40 protein-coding genes are annotated in these 22,370 nt (G+C 36.1%); all 40 read right to left on the bottom strand.

The window, feature by feature from the left end; all coding sequences use genetic code 11:
* Nucleotides 1-111: 111 nt before the first annotated feature.
* Nucleotides 112-990 carry a PHP domain-containing protein gene (locus QVO42_RS04795; RefSeq protein ID WP_022425031.1) on the bottom strand — a complete coding sequence of 293 codons (879 nt, stop codon included), beginning with the start codon at nt 988-990 and terminating at the stop codon, nt 112-114.
* Nucleotides 974-1,711, bottom strand: coding sequence for a tRNA pseudouridine(38-40) synthase TruA (gene truA / locus QVO42_RS04800; protein ID WP_022425032.1), 738 nt, complete (start codon nt 1,709-1,711; stop codon nt 974-976). Before truA ends, QVO42_RS04795 begins: the two co-directional genes overlap by 17 nt.
* Nucleotides 1,708-2,508: an energy-coupling factor transporter transmembrane component T family protein gene (locus QVO42_RS04805; protein ID WP_022425033.1), complete on the bottom strand. Its 801-nt coding sequence runs from the start codon at nt 2,506-2,508 to the stop codon at nt 1,708-1,710. The genes truA and QVO42_RS04805 overlap by 4 nt, the downstream gene beginning before the upstream one ends.
* Nucleotides 2,501-3,352 (bottom strand): energy-coupling factor transporter ATPase, encoded by an 852-nt coding sequence (locus QVO42_RS04810; protein WP_022425034.1) that lies wholly within the window; start codon nt 3,350-3,352, stop codon nt 2,501-2,503. Before QVO42_RS04810 ends, QVO42_RS04805 begins: the two co-directional genes overlap by 8 nt.
* Nucleotides 3,328-4,158 (bottom strand): energy-coupling factor transporter ATPase, encoded by an 831-nt coding sequence (locus QVO42_RS04815; RefSeq protein WP_022425035.1) that lies wholly within the window; start codon nt 4,156-4,158, stop codon nt 3,328-3,330. Before QVO42_RS04815 ends, QVO42_RS04810 begins: the two co-directional genes overlap by 25 nt.
* Nucleotides 4,159-4,198: 40 nt before the next feature.
* Nucleotides 4,199-5,077, bottom strand: coding sequence for a MurR/RpiR family transcriptional regulator (locus tag QVO42_RS04820; RefSeq protein WP_022425036.1), 879 nt, complete (start codon nt 5,075-5,077; stop codon nt 4,199-4,201).
* Nucleotides 5,078-5,138: 61 nt separating this feature from the next.
* On the bottom strand, nt 5,139-5,663 hold the full coding sequence (locus QVO42_RS04825; RefSeq protein ID WP_022425037.1) for a hypothetical protein: 525 nt from the start codon (nt 5,661-5,663) through the stop codon (nt 5,139-5,141).
* Nucleotides 5,664-5,829: 166 nt separating this feature from the next.
* Nucleotides 5,830-6,174 carry a hypothetical protein gene (locus QVO42_RS04830; RefSeq protein ID WP_022425038.1) on the bottom strand — a complete coding sequence of 115 codons (345 nt, stop codon included), beginning with the start codon at nt 6,172-6,174 and terminating at the stop codon, nt 5,830-5,832.
* A gap of 14 nt (nt 6,175-6,188) precedes the next feature.
* Entirely contained in the window at nt 6,189-6,539 is a 351-nt protein-coding gene (locus QVO42_RS04835) for a hypothetical protein (RefSeq protein ID WP_022425039.1), read from the bottom strand.
* A 184-nt stretch (nt 6,540-6,723) separates the two neighbouring features.
* Nucleotides 6,724-7,086 (bottom strand): 50S ribosomal protein L17, encoded by a 363-nt coding sequence (rplQ, locus tag QVO42_RS04840; RefSeq protein WP_006505650.1) that lies wholly within the window; start codon nt 7,084-7,086, stop codon nt 6,724-6,726.
* A 21-nt stretch (nt 7,087-7,107) separates the two neighbouring features.
* The gene (locus QVO42_RS04845) at nt 7,108-8,052 is read right to left on the bottom strand and encodes a DNA-directed RNA polymerase subunit alpha (protein ID WP_022425040.1); all 945 of its coding nucleotides are present in this window, start codon (nt 8,050-8,052) and stop codon (nt 7,108-7,110) included.
* A 53-nt stretch (nt 8,053-8,105) separates the two neighbouring features.
* Nucleotides 8,106-8,495, bottom strand: a complete 390-nt coding sequence (gene rpsK, locus QVO42_RS04850) for a 30S ribosomal protein S11 (RefSeq protein ID WP_006505648.1) — start codon at nt 8,493-8,495, stop codon at nt 8,106-8,108.
* Between the two features lie 15 nt (nt 8,496-8,510).
* Entirely contained in the window at nt 8,511-8,876 is a 366-nt protein-coding gene (rpsM, locus tag QVO42_RS04855) for a 30S ribosomal protein S13 (RefSeq protein ID WP_022425041.1), read from the bottom strand.
* Nucleotides 8,877-8,901: 25 nt separating this feature from the next.
* The gene (gene rpmJ, locus QVO42_RS04860) at nt 8,902-9,015 is read right to left on the bottom strand and encodes a 50S ribosomal protein L36 (RefSeq protein ID WP_006505646.1); all 114 of its coding nucleotides are present in this window, start codon (nt 9,013-9,015) and stop codon (nt 8,902-8,904) included.
* A 26-nt stretch (nt 9,016-9,041) separates the two neighbouring features.
* On the bottom strand, nt 9,042-9,266 hold the full coding sequence (gene infA, locus QVO42_RS04865; protein ID WP_006505645.1) for a translation initiation factor IF-1: 225 nt from the start codon (nt 9,264-9,266) through the stop codon (nt 9,042-9,044).
* A complete protein-coding gene (gene map, locus QVO42_RS04870) occupies nt 9,247-10,029 on the bottom strand; it encodes a type I methionyl aminopeptidase (RefSeq protein WP_022425042.1) in 783 nt (260 codons plus the stop codon). The genes infA and map overlap by 20 nt, the downstream gene beginning before the upstream one ends.
* Nucleotides 10,029-10,682 carry an adenylate kinase gene (locus QVO42_RS04875; protein WP_022425043.1) on the bottom strand — a complete coding sequence of 218 codons (654 nt, stop codon included), beginning with the start codon at nt 10,680-10,682 and terminating at the stop codon, nt 10,029-10,031. Before QVO42_RS04875 ends, map begins: the two co-directional genes overlap by 1 nt.
* A gap of 22 nt (nt 10,683-10,704) precedes the next feature.
* Nucleotides 10,705-12,003, bottom strand: coding sequence for a preprotein translocase subunit SecY (secY, locus tag QVO42_RS04880; RefSeq protein WP_022425044.1), 1,299 nt, complete (start codon nt 12,001-12,003; stop codon nt 10,705-10,707).
* A 1-nt stretch (nt 12,004) separates the two neighbouring features.
* Nucleotides 12,005-12,445: a 50S ribosomal protein L15 gene (gene rplO, locus QVO42_RS04885; RefSeq protein WP_006505641.1), complete on the bottom strand. Its 441-nt coding sequence runs from the start codon at nt 12,443-12,445 to the stop codon at nt 12,005-12,007.
* Between the two features lie 12 nt (nt 12,446-12,457).
* Nucleotides 12,458-12,646 (bottom strand): 50S ribosomal protein L30, encoded by a 189-nt coding sequence (rpmD, locus tag QVO42_RS04890; RefSeq protein WP_022425045.1) that lies wholly within the window; start codon nt 12,644-12,646, stop codon nt 12,458-12,460.
* A gap of 13 nt (nt 12,647-12,659) precedes the next feature.
* Complete coding sequence (gene rpsE, locus QVO42_RS04895) at nt 12,660-13,223, bottom strand: 30S ribosomal protein S5 (protein ID WP_022425046.1); 564 nt, start codon at nt 13,221-13,223, stop codon at nt 12,660-12,662.
* Between the two features lie 15 nt (nt 13,224-13,238).
* Nucleotides 13,239-13,595 (bottom strand): 50S ribosomal protein L18, encoded by a 357-nt coding sequence (gene rplR / locus QVO42_RS04900; RefSeq protein ID WP_022425047.1) that lies wholly within the window; start codon nt 13,593-13,595, stop codon nt 13,239-13,241.
* A gap of 27 nt (nt 13,596-13,622) precedes the next feature.
* A complete protein-coding gene (gene rplF, locus QVO42_RS04905) occupies nt 13,623-14,168 on the bottom strand; it encodes a 50S ribosomal protein L6 (protein ID WP_006505637.1) in 546 nt (181 codons plus the stop codon).
* Between the two features lie 24 nt (nt 14,169-14,192).
* Nucleotides 14,193-14,588 carry a 30S ribosomal protein S8 gene (gene rpsH / locus QVO42_RS04910; RefSeq protein WP_022425048.1) on the bottom strand — a complete coding sequence of 132 codons (396 nt, stop codon included), beginning with the start codon at nt 14,586-14,588 and terminating at the stop codon, nt 14,193-14,195.
* Between the two features lie 33 nt (nt 14,589-14,621).
* The gene (locus tag QVO42_RS04915) at nt 14,622-14,807 is read right to left on the bottom strand and encodes a type Z 30S ribosomal protein S14 (protein ID WP_003536834.1); all 186 of its coding nucleotides are present in this window, start codon (nt 14,805-14,807) and stop codon (nt 14,622-14,624) included.
* Between the two features lie 16 nt (nt 14,808-14,823).
* A complete protein-coding gene (rplE, locus tag QVO42_RS04920; protein WP_006505635.1) occupies nt 14,824-15,363 on the bottom strand; it encodes a 50S ribosomal protein L5 in 540 nt (179 codons plus the stop codon).
* An 18-nt stretch (nt 15,364-15,381) separates the two neighbouring features.
* Nucleotides 15,382-15,696, bottom strand: coding sequence for a 50S ribosomal protein L24 (gene rplX, locus QVO42_RS04925; RefSeq protein WP_022425049.1), 315 nt, complete (start codon nt 15,694-15,696; stop codon nt 15,382-15,384).
* A gap of 14 nt (nt 15,697-15,710) precedes the next feature.
* Nucleotides 15,711-16,079 carry a 50S ribosomal protein L14 gene (rplN, locus tag QVO42_RS04930; protein WP_022425050.1) on the bottom strand — a complete coding sequence of 123 codons (369 nt, stop codon included), beginning with the start codon at nt 16,077-16,079 and terminating at the stop codon, nt 15,711-15,713.
* A gap of 25 nt (nt 16,080-16,104) precedes the next feature.
* Nucleotides 16,105-16,365 (bottom strand): 30S ribosomal protein S17, encoded by a 261-nt coding sequence (gene rpsQ, locus QVO42_RS04935; protein ID WP_006505632.1) that lies wholly within the window; start codon nt 16,363-16,365, stop codon nt 16,105-16,107.
* Nucleotides 16,366-16,375: 10 nt separating this feature from the next.
* Nucleotides 16,376-16,570, bottom strand: coding sequence for a 50S ribosomal protein L29 (gene rpmC, locus QVO42_RS04940; RefSeq protein ID WP_006505631.1), 195 nt, complete (start codon nt 16,568-16,570; stop codon nt 16,376-16,378).
* Between the two features lie 3 nt (nt 16,571-16,573).
* Entirely contained in the window at nt 16,574-16,984 is a 411-nt protein-coding gene (gene rplP, locus QVO42_RS04945) for a 50S ribosomal protein L16 (protein WP_006505630.1), read from the bottom strand.
* A 2-nt stretch (nt 16,985-16,986) separates the two neighbouring features.
* Nucleotides 16,987-17,640 (bottom strand): 30S ribosomal protein S3, encoded by a 654-nt coding sequence (rpsC, locus tag QVO42_RS04950; protein WP_022425051.1) that lies wholly within the window; start codon nt 17,638-17,640, stop codon nt 16,987-16,989.
* A gap of 11 nt (nt 17,641-17,651) precedes the next feature.
* Nucleotides 17,652-17,984, bottom strand: a complete 333-nt coding sequence (gene rplV / locus QVO42_RS04955; RefSeq protein WP_006505628.1) for a 50S ribosomal protein L22 — start codon at nt 17,982-17,984, stop codon at nt 17,652-17,654.
* A gap of 19 nt (nt 17,985-18,003) precedes the next feature.
* The gene (rpsS, locus tag QVO42_RS04960) at nt 18,004-18,276 is read right to left on the bottom strand and encodes a 30S ribosomal protein S19 (RefSeq protein WP_006505627.1); all 273 of its coding nucleotides are present in this window, start codon (nt 18,274-18,276) and stop codon (nt 18,004-18,006) included.
* A gap of 18 nt (nt 18,277-18,294) precedes the next feature.
* Nucleotides 18,295-19,128, bottom strand: a complete 834-nt coding sequence (gene rplB / locus QVO42_RS04965; protein ID WP_022425052.1) for a 50S ribosomal protein L2 — start codon at nt 19,126-19,128, stop codon at nt 18,295-18,297.
* A 57-nt stretch (nt 19,129-19,185) separates the two neighbouring features.
* Nucleotides 19,186-19,479 carry a 50S ribosomal protein L23 gene (gene rplW / locus QVO42_RS04970; RefSeq protein ID WP_006505625.1) on the bottom strand — a complete coding sequence of 98 codons (294 nt, stop codon included), beginning with the start codon at nt 19,477-19,479 and terminating at the stop codon, nt 19,186-19,188.
* Nucleotides 19,479-20,102, bottom strand: a complete 624-nt coding sequence (gene rplD, locus QVO42_RS04975) for a 50S ribosomal protein L4 (RefSeq protein WP_022425053.1) — start codon at nt 20,100-20,102, stop codon at nt 19,479-19,481. The genes rplW and rplD overlap by 1 nt, the downstream gene beginning before the upstream one ends.
* A 23-nt stretch (nt 20,103-20,125) precedes the next feature.
* Complete coding sequence (gene rplC, locus QVO42_RS04980; RefSeq protein ID WP_022425054.1) at nt 20,126-20,809, bottom strand: 50S ribosomal protein L3; 684 nt, start codon at nt 20,807-20,809, stop codon at nt 20,126-20,128.
* Nucleotides 20,810-20,830: 21 nt separating this feature from the next.
* Entirely contained in the window at nt 20,831-21,139 is a 309-nt protein-coding gene (rpsJ, locus tag QVO42_RS04985; protein WP_006505622.1) for a 30S ribosomal protein S10, read from the bottom strand.
* Nucleotides 21,140-21,518: 379 nt separating this feature from the next.
* Entirely contained in the window at nt 21,519-22,340 is an 822-nt protein-coding gene (locus QVO42_RS04990; protein WP_022425055.1) for a class C sortase, read from the bottom strand.
* Nucleotides 22,341-22,370: the final 30 nt, after the last annotated feature.

The following is a 22,370-nucleotide window of genomic DNA, read 5'->3' on the forward strand; positions in this document are numbered from 1 at the left end:
AAACTCATGCATTCTTGTATCAAGGTGTAATACCCCTTGAACAGAACAATCTTATTATAGCAACACTCGCACTTTTGTCAATGATTAAAGGAAAAATTCTCTTGAATTTTTCTATTGTTTTCCTTTCTTGAATTCGATGTGATCAAGAACATGAAGATGATATTCTTTAGCTAGTTTTTCTAGGTAATGATACATCTCACAGCTGAGTTGTTCTGGTGAATGAGCATCTAATCCAAGAATAATATCATTGCCTATCATAGAGGCAATCTGGAAGAAATAGGCATTGGCATAAGGATAAACATCCTTCCCATTCATCTTCACTTCACCTTTACGTACACCTCCCGCATTAAGTTCTAGAGGGGTGTTTGTAGCTTTTGCCTTCTTACATATACGTAAAATAACTTCTTTGCTGACATCGTCTATTTTCCCATATCCCATTAAAAAGAGATCTGGATGGGCAATGTAAGTGAATAGTCCAGTATCCATTGCTTTTTCTAATTCTTCTACATAATTGAGTAAATCTTTTTTTGTAAGATTCTTTCTTCCATAGTAACAGTCATGGATGCTATGTTTATGGAAATGATGCCCTAGAATCAAATAATCGACTTCTCCAGAGCTTAATAAGTTCTGATAGTAATCTAGGTAGTCTTCGAAGTATTCTGCTTCAAATCCCTTATATATCTTGATATAGTGAAAATGCTTCTGACAGTTATTAAGCGCATCTAGATAATCTTCTTTTTCATCATAAGGCATACGCATCTTAGGACCATTTCTTAAAAAAGCACCTATACATGATTTAAGACCTTGAATAGAACGAATTGAAGGAAGTGAATGAAGAAGATGAGAACGGTAATGAGGTAAAGCGATATGACAGCTCATGCCTATTTCTTGATAGCCTTCATGTAATGCTGCTTCTATCATTTCATATTCATTTCCTACTGCATGTCCACAGCGATATGTGTGGGTATGATAGTTAATCATCTTCTTCATAATACACTTCCTGTAAGTAAAGACCTTCTGGTTTGGCCTTAAATAAACATTTTTTCTTTCCTTTTGATTCAAGTAGTTCTTCTACAAATTCCTTTGTACGCCAATGAGATCCTACTTGAATAAGTGCACCAGAGATTAAACGTACCATATAGCGACGGAATCCATTGCCTACAAATCTCATTGTGACAATCCCATCTTCTTCTTGTATATCAATTGTTTCTATAACGCGGATTGTATCCCCTAAACCGTTAAAGACACAGAAAGAGGCAAAGTCATGTTCTCCTAGAAAGATTTGAGCACACTCCCTCATAGCCTCTATATCTAATGGGCGATTGTGCTGATAGACATAGAGTCTCTCAATTGGGTTATAAGGTTTTGTAGAAACAAGATAACGATATTCTTTCTTTTTTGCACTATAGCGTGCATGAAAAGATTCATCAACTATGAATGAATCTTTGATATAGATATCTTCAGGAAGGAAATTGTTTAAGGCACGAATCCATTGTTTTTCAGGTATTTCTTTATTAATATCAAAATGAAATACCTGTCCTACTGCATGGACACCTGCATCTGTTCTTCCTGATGAGTGAATTGTGACTTCTTCATGAGTGATCTTATAAATGGCTTTTTGTATTTCTTCTTGTACTGTACGTTTATCTGGCTGGATCTGCCAGCCATAGAAGTGTGTACCATCATAAGTCACTATACATTTTATTCTCATAGTATAAAGCTCAATACTACAACACCTGTCACAACAATGAGTGAAAAGATAAGAGAAAGTGTATCACCTAAATCCCACTTTACCTGATGGTAACGTGTTCTAGTTGCTTCTGGGTTATAGTTTCTACTTTCCATAGCATTTGCGAGATCATCTGCACGCATGAAGGCAGAGATAAATAGCGGAATAATTAAAGAGACAATAGCGGATACCTTCTCTTTAAATGTGCCTTCCTGGAAGTCTACACCTCTAGATGCCTGTGCTTTCATGATTCTTTGTGTTTCTTCTAATAATGTAGGAATGAATCGTAAAGCGATAGAAATCATCATCGCAATTTCATGAGTTGGGAAACCAACCTTCTTAAGTGGTCCAAAGAGTTTTTCTAGACCTAGTGTTAAGTCTAATGGCTTTGTACAAGCTGTTAGAAGGGTTGTCATAGAGATAATTAAGATTAAACGTATAAGAATATAGGCTGTCTGTTTTAAGGCTCCAGAATAGATTTTAACAGGTCCTAGAGTACATACAACAGAACCAGTCTGTAAGAATAAGAGATTGAATAAGGCAAGAAAAGCCATCATGAAAATCATTGGCTTCATAGCCTTCATAACATCCTTAAATGAAATCTTAGATAAAAGAAGACATAAAATGACATAGGCAGATAAAATACCATAACCAATAAAACCTGCATCAAAAAATACAGCAATTAAGAATAATAAAAGAAGACCTATTTTTAAACGTGGGTCTCTTTTATGTATAAAAGAGTTAAGAGGAAGATAACGTCCTATGATCATACTATCCATTGTATTCTCCTCCTATTGCGTGAACTAATTCATCTATATCTTTAATAGATGGGTTGATATGGAAACCACCAATATTAAGTTCTTGAATGAAATCAGTGATAACTGGTAGATCGATACTCATTGATTCAAGATAATCTCTTTCACTAAAGAGTTCATCTACATCGCAATATCGTTCTACTTCACCATGGTTCATGACTACTACATGATCACAATATTGTAATACATGGTTCATATCATGAGAGACCATGATAACTGTCTTGCCGCTTTCCTGGAACTTCTTAAATAGTTCCAACATTTCTTTAGCCCCTTGTGGATCTAAACCTGCTGTTGGTTCATCTAAGACAAGAATATCTGGTTCCATGGCAAGTATTCCAGCAATGGCTACTCTTCTTTTTTGTCCACCTGATAATTCAAATGGTGATCTTTCAAGATATGATTCATCTAAGCCAACAAGCTTTAATACCTTACCTGCACGTTCTTTCGCCTCTTCTTCAGACATACCAAAGTTAGTAGGTCCAAAGATAATATCTTTCTCAATTGTTTCTTCAAACAACTGATATTCTGGGAACTGGAAAACTAAACCAGCTTTTTTTCTCAACGGTTTAAGTACTTCTGGTTTTTCTCCAGCACGAATCACAAATTCATCAATATCTACTTCACCATCAGATGGTAAAAGTAAGGCATTGATATGCTGGATGAGAGTAGATTTACCACTGCCAGTATGACCAATAAGAGCTGTAAAGGAACCCTGAGGGATTTTTAAAGAGACATCCTTTAAGGCAATATATGAAAATGGAGTGTTTTCTCCATATATATAATTTACTTTTTTAAATTCAATTGACATAATTCTTTCACCAGCTTTTCTTTGTTTATGATTGGTTTAATTGGATAGCCTGAATCATGAAGCTTTTTAGAAATCTTATAGGCAAATGGTACATCTAAGCCAATACGTTCTAACTCTTCCTTTTGTGTTAATACTTCTTCAGGAGTTCCTTTATCAATAATATGACCATTATCTAATAATATGACATGATCTGAAAGAGCTGCTTCTTCTATATCATGAGTAATAGAAAGAATAGTCATATTCTGTGTTTGATTGAGTTCATGAACAAGATTATTGATTTCAATCTTACCACGAGGATCAAGCATACTTGTGGCTTCATCTAAAATAATAATAGATGGATGCATTGCAAGAATTCCGGCAATAGCGACACGCTGCTTCTGTCCTCCTGATAGTTTTGTAGGTTCATGATCTAGGAATTCAGTCATATTGACTTTTTTCGCATATGTCTGAATGATATCTTCCATATCTTCTGTAGGAACACATAGGTTTTCTAAACCAAAGGCAATATCATCTCTGACTGTTGAACCAATAAACTGGTTATCAGGATTTTGGAATACAATACCTACCTTTTCTCTGACATCATAGAGATGTTCTTCATCTAAGTGGATACCATCTACAGTGATATCACCTGTTTTTGGTTCTAGTAATCCTATGATTAATTTCGCAATAGTACTTTTACCAGAACCATTATGACCTAATACAACTGTATAGCTGCCTTTAGGTACTGAAAAAGAAATTTGATCAATTGTTTTGGCACCTTCTTCGTACTCAAAACTTAGATTATTTATATCTACCGCATTTGCCATGGTTTGCCTCCTAATTATTAAAATACGTGTTCTAAGTGTATCATTTTATTTTTGTTTCATCAATATATTCATATTCTGAGTACTGATCATCTATTTCCCCGGCAATACTGAGTTTATAGTTAAGATTTTCTTTATAGTTAAGTGAGAAATAACAGCTATAAAGAATATCTAAAATACAGGTAATAGATTCAGTGGATGCAAAATCACCAATCTTAGTATTCAACATTTCTCTTGATGAGATTCTTAAGCTCACATCTGATAATTTAACAAGTGTACTTTTAGAGATACTAGTAATCGCAATAATTGGTGTATGTTTACTTTTTAGTTTCTTCGCAAGATGGATTATATGTGTTGTTTCACCAGAATAAGAGATAATGATGGCACAGTGTTCAGGACCACTCATGGATGCTTGAACTAGGTCATTACCAGATATCATAACGGTATCGACACGTTCTTGAATAGAATACATCTTCTGGGCAAAAGATTGAGCCAAATGTTGTTTATTAGGGCGAGTATAGATATCAATATACTTGGCATCTCTTAAGAGTTTTAATGCATTCATGAGATCATCATGTTTCATCAAGTTTTTTGTATCTTCTATTGTCTCTTCATGTAGTTTAAATATATTATTTGATATGACAGAAATATCATCACTTATTAGAAACGGAATAGATGCATCAATGTCTTGAGATGCATACATATACTCTAATTCTTCTAGAAATGCTTGTTTGAATTGATTCCAGCCATCATAACCCATTTTCTTTGCGATACGTATTAATAGTGAAGGGCTAGTAAAAGTAGCTTCTGCAATCTCTTTAGTAGTCATATTTTTGATATCCATGCCTTTATTTAAAATAAATTGGATAATGAGTGCTTCAGAGTCACTGAAATGTGTTTGTTCAATTTGATGAATGATCATAGTTTTCACCTCTATCGCCCATTATAGTGAAAAGAGGTCTAAAACGCAAAGAAAACAGCTTTTAGGCTGTTTTCTTTAAGTCTTCTATCTTTTGTTTAAATTCTTTCAGTCGTCTTTGTTCTTCTTGATAGCTAGAATAAAGATGATCGACTTCATCCAGATAATATTGATTTTTCTCTTTTGAGAAATAATGCCCTATGCTGTTTTTAGCACGTTCATTTAGTTCTTTTTTTATTGCTTCTAGATTTTCCATATGACCCATTAACTGATTCTTCTTTTCATCATATGTTTCCTCAAGTTTATCTACATTTATAAGTATATCGTTATTCTTATCAATGTCTTTTAAATGTTTCTGATCACTAAAATAACGATTGAATGAATCTTTTGCTCTACTAATAGCCTTCTTATAAAGCTCATCTTTATCATCACACTTCAACTGAGTGGATAATATATGCAGAGATATATTATAGTGATCGGAAGCGGGAGTTTGATTTACTGAAGGTTTTGGACGCTTTTTGCTGACTTGTCGAGGGTCAGTGGAATATGTATAAGAAGCTTGCTGAAGGCTTTTTATGTTTGATTTCATACTAGTGACTCCCTCCTTTCCGATTACAGTTGTATCATAATCAAGAATTTACACGATGACAACAGTATTTTTTTAATTGTAAACAACGTATACAAATGAATTCCCTTACAATGTGAAATTGTGTGAATGAATTTTTCGTAAAAAAAATACCAGAATTCATCTGATATTATTTCTTTAGTGTAGCTAATTTTTTCTTTAAATCTGCAATTCTGTTATTTTCTTCTTCATAATCAGCTAACATCTGATTAACAGCTTTCTTTGCATATTCAGCAGAATCTTCTGTAAATGTCTTATTTAATTTATTAGTTGCTGTCACTTCGATTTCTTTCTTTAATGCATTGAGGTTTTCTACATGACCATCTAATTGAGCTTTCTTTTTTTCAATGATTTTTTCAATTTCTTCTGTATTACAAACTACATCTTGTTCATGATTGTCTGGTAAAACTGGTGCATCTTTAAAGTAACGATCATAAGATTCTTTTGCTTTTTCAATAATTTTGTTAGTGTTCATAAATATTTCCTCCATTATTTCTTGATTTCATCAAGCTTCTTTTCTAAATCATCAATTCTTTTTCTTTCTTCTTCATAATCTTTAAGCATCTGGTTAACAGTTGACTTAGTATATTCTTCTTTATCTTTAGAGAATGTGTTATTAAGAACCGTTGCAGATTCACCTTCAAGTTCTTTCTTAAGTGTATTTAAGTTATTGACATGTCCTTCAAGCTGATTCACTTTTTTATTGATGATTTCTTTCATCTTTTCTTTATCAAAAACTACATCCTGTCCATGGTTTTCTGGTAATTGTGGTGCATCCTTGAAATAACGATCATATGAATCCTTTGCCTGATCTAAAATTTTTTTAACATCTATATTCATAATTGCTTCCTCCTCTTTTCTTTTCGAGTTCATCATAGTCTTATATTTACTCATAAACAATGATTTAAAAACTACTTTAAACCTAGTTGACAAAGAGAAGCACTTACATTTTATGAATTTGTGAATACCATTTACAAAAATAGAGGAAAATAAAAACCCCTATGAAACCATAGGGGCTTTGTGATTAGAATAATCCGATGATTGCCATTGGGGCATTGTCACCTTTACGGTTATAAGTTTTGATAACTCTAGTATAACCACCGTTCTTACCTTTGAACTTAGGTGCAACATCATCAAATAGAACCTGTACAGCTGTCTTTCCAGTTGCTGGATCTACTACATTCTGAAGAATAGCAGCAGCCTGTCTTCTAGCATGAAGATCTCCTCTAATACCAAGAGTGATTAATTTATCAACGACTTTACGTACTTCTTTAGCACGAGTAGCAGTTGTTTCAATCTTACCATGCATGATGACATCAGTAGCTAAGTTACGTAACATAGCTTTTCTATGACTAGATACACGGCCTAATTTTCTATTGTTTGCCATTAGTGTACTCCTTCCACAAACTTAGTCCATTGGTTTAAAACCAAGACCTAATTCATTTAATTTTTCTTTAACTTCTTTTAAAGACTTCTTACCAAGGTTACGAACCTTAATCATATCGTCTTCAGTCTTAGAAGCTAATTCTTGAACAGTCTGAATTCCTGCTCTCTTTAAGCAGTTGTATGAACGTACAGAAAGGTCAAGTTCTTCAATAGTCATATCAAGAACCTTGTTACCTGTATCTTGCTGTACTTCACTCATAACGTCCATATTCATTGCCTGATCAGTTAATTCAACGAACATATTTAAATGTTCAACTAATACTTTTGCAGCAATTGCAAGAACTTCATGAGGTTTAATTGAACCATCAGTTGTAATCTCCATAGTTAACTGATCATACTTTGCTGACTGACCAACACGAGTTGGTTCAACTAAATATGCTACATTAACAACAGGAGAGAAGATAGAATCAGTAGGAATTACGTCAACACTGTTAACGAACTTCTTATTCTGATCTGCACTCATGTAACCTCTATCTTTATGAGCATACATTTCCATATAGAAATGCTGACCTTCAGCAACATGAGCAATTACTAAATCATTAGAAATCATCTTAACTTCAGAAGGACATTGAATGTCTGCACCAGTTACAGTAGCTGGACCAGTTACATCAATAACCATTGTTACATCTTCATCAGAATCTAATTCAAATACTAATTTCTTAATATTTAAGATGATAGCTGTAACATCTTCTAAAACACCATCAACTGCTGAGAATTCATGAATAGCGCCATTGATTTTTACTGCAAATACTGCAGCACCTGGCATAGATGATAATAATACTCTTCTTAAAGAGTTACCTAAAGTAGTACCAAAACCTCTTTCTAAAGGTTCGATGATAAACTTACCATAATTTTCATCTTCATTGTATGTATCAACAGTGAAATTTGCTTTTTCAAACTTTTGCATTGTTTCCCTCCTCTTTGAGATATTTATTTTATATAAATGTAATATAAATCAAATTATCCACGAGGACGTTTTGGTGGACGACATCCGTTATGTGGGATTGGAGTAACGTCAGTGATTGCAGTTACTTCTAAACCAGCAGCTGAAAGAGCTCTAACAGCAGCTTCACGTCCTGGACCAGGACCTTTTACACATACTTCAACAGATTTCATACCATGATCCATAGATGCCTTTGCAGCAGCTTCAGCAGCCATCTGAGCAGCATATGGAGTAGATTTTCTTGAACCTTTGAATCCAAGAGCACCAGCGCTTGACCAGCTAATAACGTTACCGTGTTCATCAGCAACTGTTACGATTGTATTGTTGAATGTTGAATGAACATGAGCAATACCTTTTGCTATATTCTTCTTTACACGTTTTTTACCACGTACAACTTGTTTTGCCATTTGTTCTGCCTCCTACTACTTCTTCTTTCCAGCAATTGGAGTAGCTTTACCTTTACGCGTTCTAGCGTTAGTCTTAGTTCTCTGTCCACGTACTGGAAGTCCTTTACGATGGCGAAGCCCTCTGTAGCAACCAATTTCCATTAATCTCTTAATGTTTAACTGAGTTTCTCTACGAAGGTCACCTTCAGTTTTAATATGTTCAACTTCTTTACGAATTTTTGTTTCTTCTTCTTCTGTAAGATCCTTTACTCTAACATCTTCAGAAACGCCAGCAGCTGCTAAGATTTTCTTAGCTGTTGTTGGACCAATACCATAGATATAAGTTAAAGAAACTACCACACGCTTATCGCGTGGGATATCAATACCAGCTATACGAGCCATTGTCTATTGTTCCTCCTAAAAATAATTAACCTTGTCTCTGTTTATGCTTTGGGTTTTCACAGATTACCATTACTCTACCCTTACGCTTGATTACTCTGCACTTATCGCAGATTGGTTTTACAGATGGTCTTACTTTCATCTTGTGTCTGCCTCCTTTGGGAAGATCTATTTGTGTCTAAATGTGATTCGCCCACGTGTTAAATCATATGGAGAAATTTCTACTGTTACTTTGTCCCCTGGTAAAATGCGAATGTAATTCATACGGATTTTACCAGAAACGTGAGCTAAAATAACTACTCCATTATCCAGCTGGACTTTAAACATTGCGTTTGGTAATGTCTCTACGACCGTTGCCTGGACTTCAATTACGTCATCTTTCTTCTTTGCCAAAATCGATCAACTCCTTATGTACCTTTGTCATGATTTCATAGCCATCTTCAGTGATAGCTACAGTATGTTCATAATGTGCAGCTAATGAATGGTCTGCAGTCTTTACTGTCCAATTATCATCCATTACTTTAACCTCGGCTTTGCCTAAGTGCGCCATAGGTTCAACTGCAATACACATACCTTTTCTTAATTTTGGTCCTCTGCCTGGTTCACCCCAGTTAGGAATGCTAGGATCTTCATGAACCTCTGTGCCAATGCCATGTCCTGTATAGTCTCTAGGCGTTGAGCAGCCATGACTTTCAAGGTAAGTCTGAACAGCATGTGAAATATCAGAAACTCTGTTACCTGGTTTAACTTGTTCTAAACCAGCATAAAGCGACTGTTCACATACTTCCATAAGATGTTTAGCCTGTGGAGACACATTGCCAATCGCAAATGTCCACGCAGAGTCCCCATGATATCCTTTCCAGCATGCACCTACATCCACAGAGATAATATCTCCATCTTTAAGTACATAACCATTAGGAATGCCATGAACGACAACATCATTTACAGACGTGCAAACAGCACCAGGAAAATTATAAAGATTTAAGAAAGATGGTGTACAACCATTCTTTCTTATAATCTTTTCACAGAAATCAGATACCTGTTCTGTTGTTAAACCCGGTTTAAGCCATTTAGCGAGTTCCTGATGAACTAAACCTACAACATGACCAGCATGTCTCATTAGGTCAATTTCACGTTCATCCTTGATTGTAATCATTATTTGGCCTCCAGATTTTTCTTGATATCTGCATAAACAGCATCCATAGACTGGTCGCCATTAACGTTAGTTAATTCGCCCTTCATTGTATAATAGTCAATAAGTGGTCTAGTCTGCTTTTCATAAGTATCAAGTCTAACCTGTACAGCTTCTTCGCTCTCATCAGGACGCTGATAGAGTTCTCCACCACACTTGTCGCATACGCCTTCAGTTTTTGGTGGATTGAAAACGACATGATAAGTGGTTCCACAATCCTTACAAGTTCTACGACCTGAAAGTCTCTTGATTAACTTTTCAGATGGCACATCAATATTGATGACCGCATCAATATCAAAGCCAAATTCTTTCGCGATACTTTCTAGTTCTCTAGCCTGAATGATAGTTCTTGGGAAACCATCAAGAATAAAACCGTTCTTAAAAGAATCAATATTTTCCTTTAAGAATTCCCTTACCATTTCAACTGTATATTCATCTGGAACAAGATGCCCAAATTGAATAAAATAACTAGCAATTACCCCGAACTTTGTTTTTTCCTTTAAAGCTTTTCTAAAAAGGTCACCAGTTGAGATCTGGTACAAGCCGTACTCCTCCACTAATTTTTTAGCCTGAGTTCCTTTGCCTGCCCCAGGAGGGCCCATAAGAATAATATTCAAATTCTATTCCTCCTTCTAATTGCTACTTTCTTATATAACCATGATATTCTCTTCTTGTCAACATACTTTTTATTGCTCTTACAGTTTCTAACGCAACACCAGTTACGATAATCAATCCTGTACCCCCTAGAGACAATGCATTATTTGATGTCATCTTCCAGATTTCTGGAGCGATGATTGGAATAGATGCAATGATTGCTAGGAATAGAGATCCTACCACAGTTACACGATTTAAGACAGTTCCGATATATTTCTTTGTATCATCACCAGTACGAACACCAGGAATTGCGCCACCACTCTTCTTTAAATCTTCACTGATCTTCTTAGCGTCGATCTGTAAATTAGAATAGAAGAATGTGAATAGAATAATCATAACGATATAGAGAACAAATCCTATAGGTTTCTGATAATTCAAAATATTGTCAATCATCTTCGTTGTAGAAGTAGACTTCATGAAACTAATGATTGTTCTTGGTGCTGCTAAAACTGATGCAGCAAAGATAACTGGAATAACTGAAGAACTATTAATCTTAATTGGAAGATTAGTAGATTCCTTAGTATGCATGACTGTCTGTGTATTTGTTGCATAGATAATAGGAATTTTTCTAATTGCTCCTTCTTCAAATACAACAAACACGACAATGGCTAAATATACGATAACAAATAAGATGTACCAAGCTAAGCTTGTTGCAGTCTTATAAGCACTTCCGAATGTAACCATTGATTTAAAAGACGAGATAAAACTATTTGGAAGGTTAGCGACGATACCAGTGAAGATCAATAGTGAAGTACCATTACCTACACCTTTAATAGTAATCTGATCACCTAACCACATTGTGAACATAGAACCTGCAGCCATAACTATAACTACATAGACGTATGTCCAAATAGAACTACTCGCTAGAATACTATAACCCTTATCGAATGCATATGTCAATGACCCACCTTGAATTATTGCTAATGCAAGCGTTAACACACGAGTTACTTTATCCTTTTTCTTTTTACCTGTATTACCTTCTTTATTCCACTGAGTTAAAGCTGGGACAACATCCATAGATAATAACTCAATAATAATAGAAGATGTAATATAAGGAGAAACCCCCAAAGAAAATAATGAGAATTTCTCCAATGTTCCTCCACCAAGCATATTCATAATTCCGAAGATTCCTGAAGAGGTAGCAGCGCTTGTGATTGCACTTGTATCAATATAAGGAATCACAATGCCTGCTCCTAAACGGAATACGAATAGTATACCTAGTGTAAAGACGACCTTACGACGCAATTCACCTTTTTTAAATACTTCTTTAAAAAAGTTTAGCATCTTAGATCACCTCAGTTTTTCCACCTGCAGCTTCAATTGCCTTTACAGCTGATTTTGAGAATTTGCTAGCCTTTACTGTTAAAGCAACATTTAATTCGCCTCTGCCTAAGACTTTTAAACCGTCTAATGCTTTCTTAACTAGCTTAGCTTCCATAACTGCTTCTAAATCTACAACAGCACCATTTTCGAACTTGTTTAAGTCTTCAACGTTGATGATTGCATATTCCTTAGCATTATGATTAGTGAAGCCACGCTTTGGTAAGCGCATGAATAATGGAGTCTGTCCACCTTCAAATCCTGGTTTCTTACCTCCACCAGATCTAGCGCCCTGACCTTTCTGACCTCTACCAGATGTCTTACCATTACCAGAGCTTGTACCACGACCTACACGATTTCTGTTACGACGTGCGCCGTCATTGTATTTGAGTTCATGTAATTTCATTGTTTACACCTCCTACTTGTCTTCAACTTTTACTAGGTGTCTTACTGCGTTGATCATGCCTTTGATTGTTTCTGTTTCATACTTTTCAACAGAAGCATGCATTTTGTTTAATCCTAACGCTTTAAGAGTAGCCTTCTGGTTTTCTTTACCACCAATAGGGCTTTTTACAAGCGTAATCACAACTTTTTTATTTTCTGCCATTTTTACGCTCCTCCTATCCATAAATCTTTTCGACTGTGATGTCTCTTAATTCTGCTACCTGTTCAGCAGTCTTTAATGATGCTAAACCTTCGATTGTTGCTCTTACCATGTTAATTGGAGTTCTTGATCCAAGTGACTTAGATAAGATATCAGAGTAACCTGCTAATTCAACAACTGCACGGACAGGTCCACCAGCGATGATACCAGTACCTTTTGCAGCTGGTCTTAAGAATACTGAACCAGACTTGAAGTTACCTGTAATTTCATGAGGGATTGTACCATTAATTGATGGAACAGTGATAAGGTTTCTCTTAGCAGCTTCTTCAGCTTTTCTAATTGCATCAGGTACTTCGTTAGCTTTACCTGTACCGAAACCAACACGACCCTTTCTATCACCAATTACTACTAAAGCAGCGAAACGCATTTTACGTCCACCCTTAACAACTTTAGTAACACGGTTGATAGTAACAACTCTAGTTTCGAATTCCTTAGGAGCTCTCTGTCTTCTGTTGTTTTTTCTGTTTCTTCTAGGGTTATTGCCTCTTCTAGAGTTTTCTCTAGGTTTACGTTCTTCCATTATTTGACCTCCCTCTTAGAATTTTAATCCAGCTTCTCTTGCAGCTTCTGCAAGTGCCTTTACTCTACCATGATAGATATAACCACCACGGTCGAATACTACTACATCAATATTTTTAGCAAGTGCTCTCTTAGCGATTTCTGCACCAACAGCAGCAGCTGCTTCAATGTTTGAACCATTTTCTAACTTCATGTCTACAGAAGATGCTGATACAAGAGTTACACCCTTAGTGTCATCGATGATCTGTGCATGAATATGAGAGTTTGAACGGAACACATTAAGACGTGGTCTTTCTGGAGTTCCAGAAATCTTATTACGAACTCTAGCATGACGTCTTAAACGGATAACGTTACGTGATTCATTCTTTGCCATGATTCGATTTTCCTCCTTAGTTTATAACTACTTCTTACCAGCAGTTTTACCTTCTTTTCTGATGATATGTTCATCAGAATATTTAATACCTTTACCCTTATAAGGTTCAGGTTTCTTCCAAGCTCTGATTACTGAAGCGACATGTCCAACTCTTTCTTTAGAGATACCAGATACTGTGATTTCAGTAGCTGATGGACATTCAACTTTCACACCTTCTTCGATTTCAACTTCTACTGGGTGTGAATAACCAATATTCATTACTAATTTATTACCCTGCATCTGAGCTCTATAACCGATACCAACGATTTCAAGTTTCTTAGAGAAACCATCTTTAACGCCTTCGATCATGTTTGCAATTAAAGCTCTAGTTGTACCATGTAACTGCTTGTTTGTTTTTTCTTCACTGTGTCTCTTACATTCAATTTCATTACCATTTACTTCGATAGTAATTAAATCAGAGAACTTTCTTGTAAGAGTTCCCTTAGGACCTGTAACAGTGACAGTGTTATCAGCAGCAACGTCTACGTTTACACCTTCAGGTACGATAATAATCTTTTTACCAATACGAGACATTGTTTGACCTCCTAAATAATTTTATTACCAGATATAAGCTAATACTTCTCCACCGATATTCTTAGCTCTTGCTTCTTTATCAGTCATAAGTCCTTGAGAAGTAGATAATACTACGATACCTAAACCATTTAATACTTTAGGAATTTCGTTCACTTTAGCATACTGACGTAAACCTGGTTTAGAAACTCTCTTTAAACCAGTGATAACTCTTTCGTTACCTTTATATTTTAATGTAATAACAATATTCTTATGATTTCCTTCTTCATTCACTTCGAAGTCAGTAACAAAACCTTCATTCTTTAAGATTTTTGCTAAATCATTCTTTAGGTTTGAGTAAGGGATAGAAACAGTTTCATGTTTCTGCTGATTCGCATTACGAATTCTAGTTAACATATCTGCAATTGGATCTGTTGTAACCATTTATATGTCCTCCTTCCGTATGTGACTTATAAATTACCAGCTTGCCTTCTTAACACCAGGAATTTCACCTTTATAAGCTAATTCTCTGAAGCAAATACGGCATAACTTGAATTTTCTAATAACTGAATGTGGGCGTCCACAACGTTCGCATCTAGTATATTCACGAACTTTGTATTTCTGAGGACGTTGCTGTTTAACTTTCATTGATGTTTTTGCCATAATTCTGTCCTCCTAATTATTTAGCAAAAGGCATGCCAAGTTCTGTTAATAAAGCGCGACCTTCTTCGTCAGTCTTTGCAGTAGTAACAAATACGATATCCATACCTCTTAACTTTGCAACCTTATCGAAATCAATTTCAGGGAAGATTAACTGTTCTTTAACACCTAAAGTGTAGTTACCTCTTCCATCAAATGAATTCTTAGGTACTCCTCTGAAGTCTCTTACACGAGGAAGTGAAATACTTACTAACTTATCTAAGAATTCATACATTCTTTCACCACGTAAAGTGACTTTACATCCGATAGCCTGACCTTCACGTACCTTGAAACCAGCGATTGATTTCTTAGCAGTAGTAACGATTGGCTTCTGACCTGAGATTAATGTCAATTCTTCTACAGCTTCTTCTAAGAATTTAGAATTGTTGACTGCATCACCAACACCGATATTAATAACGATCTTTTCCATTTTAGGAATCTGCATTGTAGATTCATAACCGAACTTCTTCATTAAGTTCTTTGTGATTTCGTTTGTATAACGTTCCTGTAAACGGTTCATGTATTATCCTCCTTCCCCTTATTTCTTCTTATTTTCGATTACAGCACCTGTTTTCTTATTAACACGTACTTTTTTACCATCTTCAATTTTGTAGCCAAGTTTAACGATTTCCTTAGCTTTTGTATCATAGTAAACAACATTAGAAGCATCGATTGGAGCTTCTACAGTAATGATTCCGCCTTCAGGATCTGCCTGAGAAGGTTTAACATGCTTTGTTACCTTCTTGACACCTTCAACGACAACTCTATTACCTTTAATTGCAAGAATTTCGCCAGTCTTGCCTTTTTCGCTGCCTGCAATGACCTGTACTGTATCACCTACACGTAATTTCATATCTTTCGTTCCTCCTATAATACTTCAGGAGCTAATGATACGATTTTCATGAAATCAGCATCTCTTAACTCTCTAGCGACTGGGCCAAAGATACGTGTACCCTTAGGTGTATTGTCATCTTTAATGATTACGCATGCGTTATCATCGAAACGGATTACTGAACCGTTTTCACGCTGTACACCGTATCTTGTTCTAACGATAACAGCTTTAACGACTTCACCCTTCTTTACAGTTCCGCCTGGAGCCGCTTGCTTTACAGTAGCAACAACGACATCACCGATGCTACTTGTCTTTCTATTTGAACCACCAAGGTTTCTGATAACTAAAACTTCTTTAGCGCCTGTATTGTCAGCAACTTTTAATCTACTTTCGTTCTGGATCATAGTAGTGACCTCCTTTCAGACTGTATTAGATAATTTCTGCTTTCTTTACGATTTCTACTAAACGGAAACGCTTTGTTGCAGATAATGGTCTTGTTGCCATAATCTTTACTGTATCTCCAACACGTGCTTCATTATTTTCATCATGTGCATGGAATTTCTTTGATGAATTCATACGCTTTCCGTATAATTTATGCTTTACATGTGTTTCAACAAGTACAGTTATAGTTTTGTCCATCTTAGTAGAGATGACTGTGCCAGTATAGACTTTTCTGTTATTTCTTTCCATAATCTCTCTCCTACTTTTCAAGTTCTCTTTCTCTAATAACTGTTTTGATCTTTGCGATTGATTTTCTTACTTCTTTGATACGAGCAGTATTTTCAAGCTGACCAGTTGCCTGCTGAAATCTTAAACTAAATAACTCTTTTTTGAATTCTTCTACTTTCACAAGTAGATCTTTTGTTTCAATACTTCTAATATCTTGTACTTTCATGAGTTACTCACCTCTTCCAATAATCTTGCATCTGACAGGTAACTTATGAGAAGCAAGTCTTAATGCTTCACGAGCAGTTGCTTCATCAATCTGACCAACTTCGAACATTACGCGGCCTTTCTTAACTACAGCTACCCACTGTTCTGGAGCACCTTTACCTGAACCCATACGTACTTCCAAAGGCTTCTTAGTCTTTGCTAAGTGTGGGAAGATTCTAATCCAAACCTTACCACCACGGTTCATATGACGGTTGATTGCGATACGAGCTGCTTCAATCTGTCTTGAAGTGATCCAAGCACCATCAAGAGCTACTAAACCGAAGTCACCGAAAGCAACTGTCTTACCGCCCTTAGCCTTACCTTCATATTTAACTCTATGAGGTCTTCTATATTTTGTTCTCTTAGGCATCAACATGATTATTTATCCCCTTTCTTCTTTGCAGGAAGAATTTCTCCCTTACAAATCCAGACTTTAACTCCTAGCTTACCATAAGTAGTAGCAGCTTCTGCAGTGGCATAATCAATGTCAGCTCTGATTGTATGTAGTGGAACTACACCTTCAGAATATCCTTCACTTCTAGCGATATCAGCACCGCCTAAACGACCTGAAACTGAAGTCTTAATACCTTTAGCACCGTTTCTCATTGCATTCTGAATAGCTCTCTTCTGAACTGTTCTGAATGAAGCACGGTTTTCAAGCTGTTCTGCTATTCTATCAGCTACTAACTGAGCGTTAGTATCAGCATTCTTAATTTCTACTACGTTGATAAATACTTTCTTATCACTGATAAGACCCATTAATTCTTTTCTTAAAGCATCAATGGCTTCTCCGTCTTTACCAATCACTACACCAGGTCTTGATGTGTGAACAAAGATATTGACGCGTTTCTTTGATCTTTCAATATCGATCTTTGCTACGTATGCTTTCTTTAACTTAGCCATTAAGAATTCACGGATCTTAACGTCTTCTAATAAGTAATTAGCAAAGTCTTTCTTATCAGCATACCATCTTGAACTCCAATCACGGTTAACACCAACACGGAATCCAACTGGACTTACTTTCTGACCCATTGTTCGTCCTCCTATCTTTCTTCAACCACACAAGTGATGTGGCATGTTCTCTTTAAAATTTGAGTTCCAGAACCTTTAGCTCTTGCGCGGAATCTCTTTAATGTTGGACCTTCGTCAACATAAATCTTCTTAATATATAACTTATCTTCGTCTGCACCTTCATTATTAACAGCGTTAGCCTTAGCAGAGTTAACAACCTTGATAATAGCAGGAGTAGCACTCTTGTTTGTGAATTCAAGAATTCCGAGTGCTTCCTTAACTGACTTACCACGGACTAAGTCAACGACTAATCTAGCTTTCTGAGGTGATACACGAATAGTTTTTGCTGTTGCTCTTGCTTCCATGTTCAAATCCTCCTATTTATTAAGCAGCCTTATCATTGGCTGTGTGGCCTTTGAATGTTCTAGTTGGAGCAAATTCTCCTAACTTATGACCAACCATATCTTCTGTTACATAAACTGGAATATGTTCTTTACCATTGTATACTGCGAAAGTATGCTCAATAAACTGAGGGAAAATAGTAGAACGTCTTGACCAAGTTTTGATAACTTCTTTTTTACCAGCAGCATTTAATGCTTCAACCTTTTTCATCAAATGTTCATCGACGAAAGGTCCCTTTTTTAAACTTCTTGCCATGATTACTTATCCTCCTTCTTATTTAGCATTACGACGACGTACGATCAATCTGTTAGAATGTTTCTTGCTGTTTCTAGTCTTAACACCAAGAGCTTTCTTACCCCAAGGAGTAAGTGGAGCTTTACGACCGATTGAAGTTTTACCTTCACCACCACCATGTGGATGGTCATTAGGGTTCATTACAGAACCACGAACAGTAGGTCTAACACCTTTCCATCTCATACGTCCAGCTTTACCGTAATTAACAAGACCATGGTCTTCGTTACCTACAGCACCAACTGTAGCACGGCACTTCTTTAAGAATTTTCTTACTTCACCAGACTGAAGTCTAACAATTACATATTTTTCTTCAGAACCAAGGATCTGAGCTGAAACACCAGCAGAACGAGCTAACTGTCCGCCCTTACCAGGATGCATTTCAATATTGTGGATAGTTGTACCTTCAGGCATGTTACCCATTTCCATACAGTTACCAACTTTAACGTCAGTAGTTTCACCAGAAACAATTACAGTTCCTACTTCTAGTCCCTTAGGAGCTAGGATATATCTCTTTTCACCATCAGCGTAATTGATTAAAGCGATGTTTGCAGATCTGTTTGGATCATATTCGATAGTAGCAACCTTACCAGGTACTCCATCCTTGTTACGCTTAAAATCAATAACTCTGTATTTTCTCTTATGTCCACCACCATGATGTCTAGTAGTGATCTGACCCATGTTGTTACGGCCACCTTTTTTCTTATAAGGAGCAAGTAATGACTTCTCTGGAGTAGAAGTAGTGATTTCTTCTTTAGTCAAAGCAGTCATGTTTCTACGACCGTTACTTGTAGGCTTATATGCTTTAATTGGCATGTTTAATCCTCCTATTTAAATATCTGAAATGGAGTGCATTTCAATAGTTTATATTAATTATTCTTCTTCACCGAATAAATTGATGCTGTTACCTTCTGCTAAAGTTACGATTGCTTTCTTTCTTCTAGCAGTCTTACCAACATAACGACCAACTCTCTTAGTCTTAGCTCTAACGTTGATTGTGTTTACGCTAGTAACCTTAACATTGAACATAGCTTCTACAGCCTGTTTGATTTCAGTCTTGTTTGATGATAAAGCAACATCGAAAGTATATTTGTTTTCTTCCTGCATTAACTTCATAGTCTTTTCAGTTAAAACAGGTTTTCTTAGTACGTCAGTAATGTGAGCCATTATTTTAGTACCTCCTCAACTGCCTTGATAGCTTTTTCAGTCATCATAAGCTTTGTGCAATCCATAACGTCATAAACGTTTACGTTTCTAGCTTCGATAACTTTAACACCAGGAACGTTTCTAGCAGATAATACTAAGTTTTCTTCTAATGTATCAACAACGATTAATGTCTTTCTTGGGTTTTCGAAGTTACCTAAGAAATTAACAACATTCTTAGTCTTGATTGTATCAAAAGTAAGATTATCTAAAGCAACTAATTCCTGATCGATTACTTTCTGTGATAATACAGATCTTAATGCAAGATTCTTAACTTTCTTGTTAATCTTGAAGTCATAGCTTCTTGGAGTAGGACCAAAGACAATTCCTCCACCGCGCCACTGTGGTGCACGGATAGAACCCTGTCTAGCACGTCCTGTACCCTTCTGTCTCCAAGGTTTCTTTCCACCGCCTGAAACTTCGTGACGATTCTTCACCTTGTGAGTACCCTGTCTTAATGAAGCTCTCTGTAGTAAGACTACATCAAAGATTGCCTGGTTATTTGGTTCGATTCCGAATACGTTTTCGTTAAGTTCTAAATCGTTTAATTTTTCACCATTCTGATTAAATAATGCAATATTCAACATTAGTTTTTCCTCCTTCCACTTCATTATTCTGCAACTGCTTCAGTAGCATAATTTACTAATTCAGCAGCTTCGTTTGTTTTTCCGTTTGCCTTGATACCAGACTTAACGATTACTAAGCCTTTCTTTGGACCAGGTACTGATCCGCTAACTAGTAATACGTTCTTTTCTGCATCAACTGCAACAATTTCAAGATTCTGAACTGTTCTTGTGTTTCCACCCATCTGACCTGGAAGATTCTTACCAGGAGCAATTCTGTTTGGAGCGATTGGACCCATAGAACCTACGATTCTGTGAGCTCCAGAACCATGTCCCTTTGGACCGATGTGCTGTCCGTGTCTCTTGATAACACCCTGATAGCCTTTACCTTTACTTGTACCTGTTACGTCAACTACTTCACCAGCTACAAAGCTATCAACAGATACTGTCTGTCCAACTTCATAACTCATCATTTCGTCATAACGAAATTCCTTAATGAAGCGCTTAGGAGCTGTGTTTGCTTTAGCAACCACACCTTTTTCTGGCTTGTTTGCAAGCTTTTCTCTCTTGTCTTCGAAACCAACCTGGATTGCGTTGTATCCATCAGTTTCAACAGTCTTCTTCTGAAGAACTACGTTTGGAGTTGCTTCGATAACTGTAACTGGGATTAACTTACCATCAGTTGTGAAAACTTGAGTCATTCCGATCTTACGACCTAAGATTCCTTTCATGAGTTACACCTTTTACCTTTCTTATAACTTAATTTCAATATCTACACCACTTGGTACTTCTAATCTAGTTAAAACATCAACTGTTTCCGGTGTAGGGTTCACTACGTCGATTAAACGTTTGTGAGTTCTGATTTCGAACTGTTCACGAGAATCCTTATACTTGTGAACTGCTCTTAAGATCGTATAAATTTCCTTTTCTGTAGGTAATGGTACAGGACCAACTACCTGAGCGCCAGACTTCTTAGCTGCAGCTACGATCTTTTCTGCAGATGCGTCTAGGATCTTGTGATCGAAAGACTTAAGTCTGATTCTGATTTTGTTGTTTGCCATGATTATTCCTCCTTGTCTATTCGTTAGACAACGCTCAATGCGAATTCCCTGAGCACTCTTCCATTCATGACAACGGCTGTCAGCGTTTCAGCAACCTCGCACATCTTCGCGTTTCACAACGGTCATATAATACCGTAATAAAACAGAGAAATCAACCCCTTTTTACACTTTTTTTAGGTTTTTTTAATAAATTTTTCATTGGTTTATTCAATGCTTTTTGAATTATTAATGTAAGCGCAAACATTTAGAAAATAATATAAAATTAGTTGATTTTCTTTTCAAAAGGTCATTTTTTACGTATCTGAATCTATCTCAAATAAGATTGTATACAATGATCTAGTGTTCAGGGTATAAGAGAACACACCTATGAAGGTGTGTTCTATACTTTATGCCTTTTAATTTTCTTTATCGCCTTACCAACAGTATAACCTGTACATAAGATAATAACCGCAATACAGATTGCGACAATATATTCATTGATCTTAATTGCATCACCATTGAGCTTAGCACCATCAAGGGCATCAGAAATACGATGTCCTCGTACAACTAAACGCTGTGTATTGATTCCATAGGGTGTACATGTAAATAATGTACATAAATCTTTTCCTTCTTCTATTTCAAATAAACTATAGTCATCTGGTTCAATAGTTACGATATGGTCTACTTTATATGTTAATACACGGTCATAGACATGAAGATAGAAGATATCCCCTTTTACTAGTTCATCTAGCTCTGTAAAGAGTTTGGCACTTGGAAGACCTCTATGGCTAGATAAGACACAATGTGTTGATTTACCTCCAACAGGTAAGCTAGACCCTTCTAGATGTCCTACACCTACCTGTAGGACAGAATCATTCACTGTATGATGAATAGAGAGCTTACAGCTAATCTTCGGAATAACAATATAACCCATCATTCCTAAACCATCCGCATCCAATAAGCTATTGTATGTAGCTGATTGTTCCTCTGTAGGAGTAAAACGTGCATCATTTAATACTAATGTCTTATTGTAAGCAACAGCCGCATCTATTGCAGCCTGTTTTTGTTTTTGTGTCATCTTCTTCATTTTATCAGAGTAGTTTGCGACTACTTTTGATTGATATAATGAATTCCAACACTCACTTACTGTTGGATAAAGCAATAAGGAGATTCCTGTAATAAAAATGAGTACTGCGATAATTGTCGAAATATGTTTTCTCATCTTTACAATCCTCTCCTTTAATAACTAATA

It is taken from the genome of Catenibacterium sp. CAG:290, from assembly GCF_000437715.1.
Taxonomy (GTDB): Bacteria; Bacillota_I; Bacilli_A; order Erysipelotrichales; family Coprobacillaceae; genus Catenibacterium; species Catenibacterium mitsuoka_A.

What these genes read in the sequence shown, in the direction of transcription:
- truA (WP_022425032.1), bottom strand. Translation starts at nt 1,711, where the DNA reads ATGAGAATAAAATGTATAGTGACTTATGATGGTACACACTTCTATGGC.
- QVO42_RS04845 (WP_022425040.1), bottom strand. Translation starts at nt 8,052, where the DNA reads ATGCAAAAGTTTGAAAAAGCAAATTTCACTGTTGATACATACAATGAA.
- QVO42_RS04825 (WP_022425037.1), bottom strand. Translation starts at nt 5,663, where the DNA reads ATGAAATCAAACATAAAAAGCCTTCAGCAAGCTTCTTATACATATTCC.
- rplX (WP_022425049.1), bottom strand. Translation starts at nt 15,696, where the DNA reads ATGAAATTACGTGTAGGTGATACAGTACAGGTCATTGCAGGCAGCGAA.
- rpsJ (WP_006505622.1), bottom strand. Translation starts at nt 21,139, where the DNA reads ATGGCAAACAACAAAATCAGAATCAGACTTAAGTCTTTCGATCACAAG.
- QVO42_RS04805 (WP_022425033.1), bottom strand. Translation starts at nt 2,508, where the DNA reads ATGGATAGTATGATCATAGGACGTTATCTTCCTCTTAACTCTTTTATA.
- rpsC (WP_022425051.1), bottom strand. Translation starts at nt 17,640, where the DNA reads ATGGGTCAGAAAGTAAGTCCAGTTGGATTCCGTGTTGGTGTTAACCGT.
- rpsE (WP_022425046.1), bottom strand. Translation starts at nt 13,223, where the DNA reads ATGGAAGAACGTAAACCTAGAGAAAACTCTAGAAGAGGCAATAACCCT.
- map (WP_022425042.1), bottom strand. Translation starts at nt 10,029, where the DNA reads ATGATTACAATCAAGGATGAACGTGAAATTGACCTAATGAGACATGCT.
- rplF (WP_006505637.1), bottom strand. Translation starts at nt 14,168, where the DNA reads ATGTCTCGTATTGGTAAAAAGATTATTATCGTACCTGAAGGTGTAAAC.
- QVO42_RS04795 (WP_022425031.1), bottom strand. Translation starts at nt 990, where the DNA reads ATGAAGAAGATGATTAACTATCATACCCACACATATCGCTGTGGACAT.
- rplB (WP_022425052.1), bottom strand. Translation starts at nt 19,128, where the DNA reads ATGCCAATTAAAGCATATAAGCCTACAAGTAACGGTCGTAGAAACATG.
- rpmC (WP_006505631.1), bottom strand. Translation starts at nt 16,570, where the DNA reads ATGAAAGTACAAGATATTAGAAGTATTGAAACAAAAGATCTACTTGTG.
- secY (WP_022425044.1), bottom strand. Translation starts at nt 12,003, where the DNA reads ATGCTAAACTTTTTTAAAGAAGTATTTAAAAAAGGTGAATTGCGTCGT.
- rpsK (WP_006505648.1), bottom strand. Translation starts at nt 8,495, where the DNA reads ATGGCAAAACAAGTTGTACGTGGTAAAAAACGTGTAAAGAAGAATATA.
- QVO42_RS04990 (WP_022425055.1), bottom strand. Translation starts at nt 22,340, where the DNA reads ATGAGAAAACATATTTCGACAATTATCGCAGTACTCATTTTTATTACA.
- QVO42_RS04830 (WP_022425038.1), bottom strand. Translation starts at nt 6,174, where the DNA reads ATGAACACTAACAAAATTATTGAAAAAGCAAAAGAATCTTATGATCGT.
- rplE (WP_006505635.1), bottom strand. Translation starts at nt 15,363, where the DNA reads ATGAACCGTTTACAGGAACGTTATACAAACGAAATCACAAAGAACTTA.
- rpsM (WP_022425041.1), bottom strand. Translation starts at nt 8,876, where the DNA reads ATGGCTCGTATAGCTGGTATTGATATCCCACGCGATAAGCGTGTGGTA.
- rpmD (WP_022425045.1), bottom strand. Translation starts at nt 12,646, where the DNA reads ATGGCAGAAAATAAAAAAGTTGTGATTACGCTTGTAAAAAGCCCTATT.
- QVO42_RS04915 (WP_003536834.1), bottom strand. Translation starts at nt 14,807, where the DNA reads ATGGCAAAAACATCAATGAAAGTTAAACAGCAACGTCCTCAGAAATAC.
- rpmJ (WP_006505646.1), bottom strand. Translation starts at nt 9,015, where the DNA reads ATGAAAGTAAGACCATCTGTAAAACCAATCTGCGATAAGTGCAGAGTA.
- rplQ (WP_006505650.1), bottom strand. Translation starts at nt 7,086, where the DNA reads ATGGCAAACAATAGAAAATTAGGCCGTGTATCTAGTCATAGAAAAGCT.
- rplW (WP_006505625.1), bottom strand. Translation starts at nt 19,479, where the DNA reads ATGGCTCACATTACTGACGTACTAAGAAAACCTGTTTTAACTGAAAAG.
- rplD (WP_022425053.1), bottom strand. Translation starts at nt 20,102, where the DNA reads ATGTTGAATATTGCATTATTTAATCAGAATGGTGAAAAATTAAACGAT.
- QVO42_RS04815 (WP_022425035.1), bottom strand. Translation starts at nt 4,158, where the DNA reads ATGGCAAATGCGGTAGATATAAATAATCTAAGTTTTGAGTACGAAGAA.
- QVO42_RS04820 (WP_022425036.1), bottom strand. Translation starts at nt 5,077, where the DNA reads ATGATCATTCATCAAATTGAACAAACACATTTCAGTGACTCTGAAGCA.
- rplO (WP_006505641.1), bottom strand. Translation starts at nt 12,445, where the DNA reads ATGAAATTACATGAACTCAAATACAATGACGGCGCACGTCGTAACAGA.
- rpsQ (WP_006505632.1), bottom strand. Translation starts at nt 16,365, where the DNA reads ATGGAAAGAAATAACAGAAAAGTCTATACTGGCACAGTCATCTCTACT.
- rpsS (WP_006505627.1), bottom strand. Translation starts at nt 18,276, where the DNA reads ATGGCAAGAAGTTTAAAAAAGGGACCTTTCGTCGATGAACATTTGATG.
- rplC (WP_022425054.1), bottom strand. Translation starts at nt 20,809, where the DNA reads ATGAAAGGAATCTTAGGTCGTAAGATCGGAATGACTCAAGTTTTCACA.
- rpsH (WP_022425048.1), bottom strand. Translation starts at nt 14,588, where the DNA reads ATGGTTACAACAGATCCAATTGCAGATATGTTAACTAGAATTCGTAAT.
- QVO42_RS04835 (WP_022425039.1), bottom strand. Translation starts at nt 6,539, where the DNA reads ATGAATATAGATGTTAAAAAAATTTTAGATCAGGCAAAGGATTCATAT.
- rplN (WP_022425050.1), bottom strand. Translation starts at nt 16,079, where the DNA reads ATGATCCAGAACGAAAGTAGATTAAAAGTTGCTGACAATACAGGCGCT.
- QVO42_RS04810 (WP_022425034.1), bottom strand. Translation starts at nt 3,352, where the DNA reads ATGTCAATTGAATTTAAAAAAGTAAATTATATATATGGAGAAAACACT.
- rplR (WP_022425047.1), bottom strand. Translation starts at nt 13,595, where the DNA reads ATGGCAAAGAATGAATCACGTAACGTTATCCGTTTAAGACGTCATGCT.
- rplP (WP_006505630.1), bottom strand. Translation starts at nt 16,984, where the DNA reads ATGTTGATGCCTAAGAGAACAAAATATAGAAGACCTCATAGAGTTAAA.
- rplV (WP_006505628.1), bottom strand. Translation starts at nt 17,984, where the DNA reads ATGGAAGCAAGAGCAACAGCAAAAACTATTCGTGTATCACCTCAGAAA.